Consider the following 6,528-nt stretch of genomic DNA (forward strand, 5'->3'; position numbering starts at 1 on the left):
GACGTGCTGGCGCTCATCGACGCAGGAGTGGACGACCTGGGTGGCATCTCGCCGCTGACCCCCGACCACGTCAACCCCGAGCGGCCGTGGCCGCACCTGGATGAGCTCACCGCCGACCTCGCCGCGCGGGGGTGGACGCTCACCGAGCGCCTCACCGCGCATCCGCGCTACGTCGGCGCCGGCGATGCGTGGATCGACCCGAGGGTGGCGGGCCACGTCCGCGCCCTGGCGGACCCGGTCACGGGGCTGGCCCGGGTGGGGGACGACGACGAGGTGGTGCAGCCCCAGGGGCGGCCCTGGCAGGAGCCGGACGACGACTGGGACTCGAGCGGACGGACCGATCTGCACACGGCGATCGACTCCGAGGGCCGCAACACGGACACCCGGTCCGACATCGGCGAGGCGTTCGGCAACTGGGACGTCATCCGGGCCCGCGCCGCGGAGCTGGGGGCGGCGGCCCTGACCCCCGAGCGGGCGGACTCCGAGGTCCTCGCGGCGCTGCGGGCGGCCGAGGCGGACCCCGCCGGTCTCACCGATGAGCAGTACCTCGCGCTCGCCACCGCCACGGGCGACGGCCTCGCGGCGGTGGCCGGGCTCGCCGACCGGATCCGCGCCGACGTGGTGGGGGAGACCGTCACCTACGTGGTCAACCGGAACATCAACTTCTCCAACATCTGCTACACCGGCTGCCGGTTCTGCGCGTTCGCGCAGCGCAAGGGCGACGCCGACGCGTTCTCGCTGTCCGCCGCCGAGGTCGCCGACCGGGCGTACGAGGCCTACGTCACCGGGGCGTCCGAGGTGTGCATGCAGGGCGGGATCGACCCCGACCTGCCCGTGTCCGGCTACGCGGACCTAGTCCGCGCGGTCAAGGAGCGCGTGCCGTCGATGCACGTGCACGCCTTCAGCCCCATGGAGATCTCCAACGGCGCGTCGCGCTCCGGCGTCGGTGTGCGCGAGTGGCTCACCGAGCTGCGGGCCGCCGGTCTCGACACCATCCCCGGTACCGCCGCGGAGATCCTCGACGACGAGGTCCGCTGGGTGCTCACCAAGGGCAAGCTGCCCGCCGCCGAGTGGATCGACATCGTCACCACCGCGCACGAGGTGGGCCTGCGGTCGAGCTCGACCATGATGTACGGCCACGTCGACACCCCGCGTCACTGGGTGGCGCACCTGCGGACCCTGCGCGGTATCCAGGAGCGGACCGGCGGGTTCACCGAGTTCGTGCCGCTGCCGTTCGTGCACCGCAGCGCGCCGCTCTACCTGGCCGGGGCCGCCCGTCCCGGGCCGACGCGCGAGGAGAACGTGGCGGTGCACGCCCTGGCCCGGATCATGCTGCACGGCGCGATCGACCACGTACAGACCAGCTGGGTCAAGCTCGGTGTCGCGGGCACGCGGACGATGCTGCGGTCGGGCGCCGACGACCTGGGCGGCACCCTCATGGAGGAGACCATCTCGCGGATGGCGGGAGCGGAGAACGGCTCGGCGAAGTCGCCGGAGGAGATCGAGGAGATCGCCACCGGGATCGGTCGCCCGGCCCGCCGTCGTGACACCCTGTACGGACCCGCGCCGCGCCCCATCGGAGTGACGGTCGTCACATAGTCGGAACCGCATGCGGGGCGACTTCGGCATCGGAGTGTGTCGTGGCATACGATGCAGGCCATACCGCTACGAGGAAGGTGGCTGACGTGACCTACACGATCGCAGAGCCGTGCGTCGACGTGATGGACAAGTCCTGCGTCGAGGAGTGTCCGGTCGACTGCATCTACGAGGGTGGACGGATGCTGTACATCCACCCCGACGAGTGTGTCGACTGCGGCGCGTGTGAGCCGGTCTGTCCCGTGGAGGCCATCTTCTACGAGGACGACGTCCCGGACGAGTGGACCGAGTACAACGCCGCCAACGCCGACTTCTTCGTCGAGCTGGGCTCGCCGGGCGGAGCGGCCAAGGTCGGCAAGGTCGACTACGACGTGCCGTTCGTCAAGGCGCTCCCGCCCATGAACCAGGAGTGAAGCCGGTGGTGTCGCGCCCGGAGCGTCGACCGCCCGGGCGCGCGCTCCCGGTGTTCCCCTGGGACACCCTCGCCGACGCGCGCTCCCGCGCGGCGGCTCACCCCGACGGGCTCGTCGACCTCACGGTCGGCACGCCCGTGGACCCGGTCGCCCCGGTCATCCGCGAGGCGCTCGCCGCCGACGCGGCCGAACCCGGGTACCCCACGACCGTCGGCACACCCGCACTGCGGCAGGCCGCCGTGGACGCCCTCTCGCGGCGCTACGGCGTCACGGGGCTGACGACCGACGCCGTCCTGCCCGCGATCGGCACCAAGGAGCTTATCGCCGGGCTGCCCGCCCAGCTCGGTCTGGGAGCGGGTCACACGGTCGTCGTGCCGGAGGTCGCCTACCCGACCTATGAGGTGGGCGCTCTGCTGGCCGGGGCCTCGGTCGTGCGTGCCGACTCGCTCACGCAACTCGGACCGTCGTCGCCGACGCTGCTGTACCTCAACTCTCCCTCCAACCCGAGCGGCAAAGCGCTCGGCGTGGACCATCTGCGCAAGGTCGTGGGCTGGGCCCGCGACCGTGGCGTGATCGTCGCCTCCGACGAGTGCTACCTCGGCCTGGTGTGGGAGGGGGAGGCGCCCTCGATCCTCGACCCGCGCGTGTGCGACGGCGACCACACCGGCCTGCTGGCGCTGCACTCGCTGTCCAAGACCTCCAATCTGGCCTCCTACCGGGCCGGGTTCGTCGCCGGCGATCCCGCCCTGGTGGCGGAACTGCTCGCGGTGCGTAAGCACTCCGGGCTGATGATGCCGCTGCCGGTGCAGTCCGCGATGTCGGCGGCGTTGGGCGACGACGCCCACGAAACCGAGCAGCGCGAGCGGTACCGGGCCCGCCGGGCGCGTCTGCGGCCAGCGGTCGAGGCGGCCGGCTTCCGGATCGACCACTCCGAGGCCGGGCTCTACCTGTGGGCGACCCGCGACGAGCCCTGCCGGGACACGGTGGGCTGGTTCGCCGAGCGCGGGGTGCTCGTGGCGCCGGGCGAGTTCTACGGCCCCGCCGGTGCGCGGCACGTGCGCATCGCGCTGACCGCCACCGACGCGACCGTCGACGAGGCCGTGCGCCGACTGGCCTGACCGGCTTCCGGGCGCCCGCATCCCTCCACAGCACATCGAAAAGACGGTTCCGCACATATCGCCCGAGTGGGGGTGTGCGGAACCGTCTTCTCGTTGCTGGAAGGGTCTCAGTCGTTGGCGTGCAGGTCCGCGTTGAGCTCGACGCCCTCGCGCTTCCACGGCACGGCCTCGACCGCACCGGAGACGGAGTTGCGGCGGAACAGCAGGTTGTCCATCCCGGACAGCTGCCCGGCCTTGACCGGCTCGCGCTCCGCCCAGGCCCCGGCGCGGACGTCCACCTTCGTGCCGGCGGTGACGTAGAGGCCGGCCTCCACCACGCAGTCGTCACCGAGCGAGATGCCGACGCCCGAGTTGGCGCCGAGGAGGCAACGCTCGCCGATCGAGATGGTCTCCTTGCCTCCCCCGGAGAGGGTGCCCATGATGGAGGCCCCGCCACCGACATCGGAGTCCGCACCCACGACGACGCCCGCGGAGATGCGGCCCTCGACCATCGACGCGCCCAGCGTTCCGGCGTTGAAGTTGACGAAGCCCTCGTGCATGACGGTGGTGCCCTCGGCCAGGTGCGCGCCGAGGCGGACGCGGTCGGCGTCGGCGATCCGCACGCCCGACGGGACCACGTAGTCCACCATGCGCGGGAACTTGTCCACTCCGTACACGGTCACCGGGCCGCGGGCGCGGAGCTTGGCCCGGACCAGCTCGAAGCCCGGGACGGCGCAGGGGCCGAAGTTCGTCCACACGACGTTGGTGAGCTTGCCGAACAGGCCGTCCATGTTGGCGAAGTGCGGCCGGATGAGGCGATGGCTGATCAGGTGCAGGCGCAGGTAGGCGTCGTAGGCGTCCGCCGGCGGCTCCGTGAGGTCGGAGATCTCGACCCGCACGGCCACCCGCTCGACGCCGCGATCCTCGTCCGGCCCGGTCAGGGACGCGAGCTCGGCGGGTACCTCGTCGCCGGACAGGACGGTGTGACCGCTCGAGGAGGCGGCGCCCAGCTCCGGCTCGGGGTACCACACGTCGAGGACGGTGTGGTCGGACGTCAGGGTGGCGATTCCGGTGGCCACGGCTCCGTGTGCACTCATGGCCCCGATGCTAGCGGTCCGCCCGGACCCACACCGGTCACGGCTAGCGGTCCGCCCGGACCCACACCGGTCACGGTCGAGTCGCGCGCCCGGCCCGGGCAACTAGGGTGGAGACCGTGACCGCCGCCCTCGATCTGACCGCCGACCCGGTCGACCTCACCCGCGCCCTGGTCGACATCCCCAGCCCCTCGCGGCAGGAGGACTCGATCGCCACGGCCGTACATGCCGCGCTCGAGTCGACCGTCGCGGCCTTCACCGGCCCGGCCGCCGGGCGGACGGAGGTGATCCGCGACGGCAACCGGGTTCTCGCCCGGACCCGACGCGGGCTGCCGACCCGGGTCGTGCTGGCCGGGCACCTCGACACGGTGCCGCTCGCCGACAACGTCCCGTGCCGGATCACCGGCGAGGCCGACGAGCAGATGCTGCACGGCTGCGGGACGGTCGACATGAAATCAGGCGACGCGGTGTTCCTCCACCTGTTCGCGCTACTGGCGGACAGCGAGGACCTGGCCCACGACCTGACCCTCGTGCTCTACGACTGCGAGGAGATCGAGGCGACGGCCAACGGCCTCGGTCACCTGGAACGCAGCCACCGCGACTGGCTGGGCGGGGACGTCGCGATCCTCGGTGAGCCCACCGGCGGGCTGATCGAGGCCGGATGTCAGGGGACCCTGCGGATCCGGGTCCACGCCCGCGGTGTGCGCGCGCACTCGGCGCGCAGCTGGCTCGGCGACAACGCGGTGCACCGCCTCGCGCCGGTGCTCGCCGCGCTCGCCACGTACGAGGCCCGGTCGGTGGACATCGACGGCTGCGTCTACCGGGAGGGGCTGCAGGCGGTGCGGATGTCGGCGGGCGTCGCCGGCAACACCGTGCCGGACGAGGCGTGGCTCGACGTCAACTTCCGATCGGCCCCGGACCGCGACACGGACGCCGCCCTCGCGCACGCGCTCGACGCCCTCGGACTCGCCGCGTTCCCGCGTGTGGAGACCGGAGAGGTCCCGCCGACCGAACCGGGTCTGTACTGGGAGCTGACCGACCTGTCGCCGGGCGCGCTGCCGGGGCTGAGCGCCCCCGCCGCGGCGGACCTCGTCCGCGCGGCCGGCGGGCGGGTCCGCGCCAAGTACGGTTGGACGGATGTGTCGAGGTTCGCCGCGTTGGGGATCCCGGCGGTCAACCTCGGACCCGGCGACCCCGGACTGGCGCACAAGCGCGATGAGCACTGTCCCGCCGTCCAGATCACCGAGGTGACCCGGACGCTGCGCGACTACCTCACCACCTCGGGCTGAGACGGCACCGGGGCCCCGCCCGAGCCCGGGCCCCCGCGCCGCCGCCCGACACACCAGACCACAGAAGGAGACACGGCCCGTGGCCCCCAACGACCCGGTCCACATGCGTGGACCCGTCCTCGTCCGTCGACAGAAGAACGGCGGGCGCACGACCACCGACCAGCGACTGCTGGACAAGAACCAGGACACCGACTGGCTGCATACCGACCCGTGGCGGGTCCTGCGCATCCAGAGCGAGTTCGTCAACGGCTTCGGCGCCCTGGCGGAGCTGAGGGACGCGGTCAGCGTGTTCGGTTCGGCCCGCACCCGGCCCGGTGACCCCGCCTACGAGCAGGCGGTGGAACTGGGCCGCGCGCTGTCCGAGGCGGGCTACGCGGTGGTGACCGGCGGCGGCCCGGGCCAGATGGAGGCGGCCAACAAGGGCGCGTGGGAGGCCGACGGGCAGTCGGTCGGTCTGGGGATCGAGCTGCCCCACGAGCAGGGCATGAACCGGTGGGTCGACCTCGGCCTGCACTTCCGGTACTTCTTCATCCGCAAGACGATGTTCGTCAAGTACACGCAGGCGTTCGTGTGTACGCCGGGCGGATTCGGCACCCTCGACGAGTTCTTCGAGGCCATCACCCTGGTCCAGACGGACAAGATCACCCGGTTCCCGATCGTGTTGTTGGGCGTGGACTTCTGGTCCCCGCTGGTGGACTGGATCCGCGGCACGCTGGCCGAACAGGGGATGCTCTCGGCGTCCGACCTCGAGCTGTTCCTCGTGACCGACTCGGTGCCCGAGGCGGTGGAGTTCATCCGCGAGGCGCACCACCGGGCCGCTCTGACGTCCGAGCAGCGGGAGGACCTCATCGGCGAGGAGCACCGCGGGGTCGAGCGCTGATGGCGCCGGTCCCGAACCGTCGGGTGTGCGTCTACTGCGCGTCTTCGACCTACGATCCGCGTCTGCTGGAGATCGCGACCGAGGTGGGTGACGCGATCGCCCGCCGGGGCTGGTCGCTGGTCTCGGGCGGGGGCAACGTCTCCATGATGGGCGCGCTGG

The 6,528-nt window shown here is 72.1% G+C and carries 6 protein-coding genes and 1 pseudogene; 6 read left to right on the top strand and 1 reads right to left on the bottom strand.

Annotated elements, in window-relative coordinates; genetic code table 11:
- The 3 genes from cofH to dapC all read left to right on the top strand — a co-directional run.
- Nucleotides 1-1,599, top strand: a 1,599-nt coding sequence (gene cofH / locus G6030_RS09740) for a 5-amino-6-(D-ribitylamino)uracil--L-tyrosine 4-hydroxyphenyl transferase CofH (protein WP_182643003.1), incomplete at its 5' end; no start/stop codon positions are given.
- A gap of 86 nt (nt 1,600-1,685) precedes the next feature.
- A complete protein-coding gene (gene fdxA, locus G6030_RS09745; RefSeq protein WP_063972054.1) occupies nt 1,686-2,009 on the top strand; it encodes a ferredoxin in 324 nt (107 codons plus the stop codon).
- 5 nt (nt 2,010-2,014) lie between these two features.
- A complete protein-coding gene (gene dapC, locus G6030_RS09750; RefSeq protein WP_182643004.1) occupies nt 2,015-3,127 on the top strand; it encodes a succinyldiaminopimelate transaminase in 1,113 nt (370 codons plus the stop codon).
- 107 nt (nt 3,128-3,234) lie between these two features.
- Here dapC and dapD read toward each other — a convergent pair whose 3' ends face one another.
- Nucleotides 3,235-4,203: a 2,3,4,5-tetrahydropyridine-2,6-dicarboxylate N-succinyltransferase gene (gene dapD / locus G6030_RS09755; protein WP_182643005.1), complete on the bottom strand. Its 969-nt coding sequence runs from the start codon at nt 4,201-4,203 to the stop codon at nt 3,235-3,237.
- A 116-nt stretch (nt 4,204-4,319) separates the two neighbouring features.
- Between dapD and dapE the strand changes: the two genes are divergently transcribed.
- The 3 genes and pseudogenes from dapE to G6030_RS16515 all read left to right on the top strand — a co-directional run.
- Complete coding sequence (gene dapE, locus G6030_RS09760) at nt 4,320-5,489, top strand: succinyl-diaminopimelate desuccinylase (protein ID WP_182643006.1); 1,170 nt, start codon at nt 4,320-4,322, stop codon at nt 5,487-5,489.
- A 103-nt stretch (nt 5,490-5,592) separates the two neighbouring features.
- Nucleotides 5,593-6,369, top strand: a complete 777-nt coding sequence (locus tag G6030_RS09765) for a TIGR00730 family Rossman fold protein (protein ID WP_187701695.1) — start codon at nt 5,593-5,595, stop codon at nt 6,367-6,369.
- Nucleotides 6,369-6,528: pseudogene (locus G6030_RS16515) on the top strand (TIGR00730 family Rossman fold protein); the annotation flags it as partial. The gene G6030_RS09765 and the pseudogene G6030_RS16515, both read left to right, overlap by 1 nt.

The sequence above is a fragment of the Dietzia sp. E1 genome, from assembly GCF_014145015.1.
Taxonomy (GTDB): domain Bacteria; phylum Actinomycetota; class Actinomycetes; order Mycobacteriales; family Mycobacteriaceae; genus Dietzia; species Dietzia cinnamea_A.

Excerpts from the sequence above, each read along its gene's own strand:
- G6030_RS09765 (WP_187701695.1), top strand. The coding sequence starts at position 5,593 with ATGCGTGGACCCGTCCTCGTCCGTCGACAGAAGAACGGCGGGCGCACG.
- dapD (WP_182643005.1), bottom strand. The coding sequence starts at position 4,203 with ATGAGTGCACACGGAGCCGTGGCCACCGGAATCGCCACCCTGACGTCC.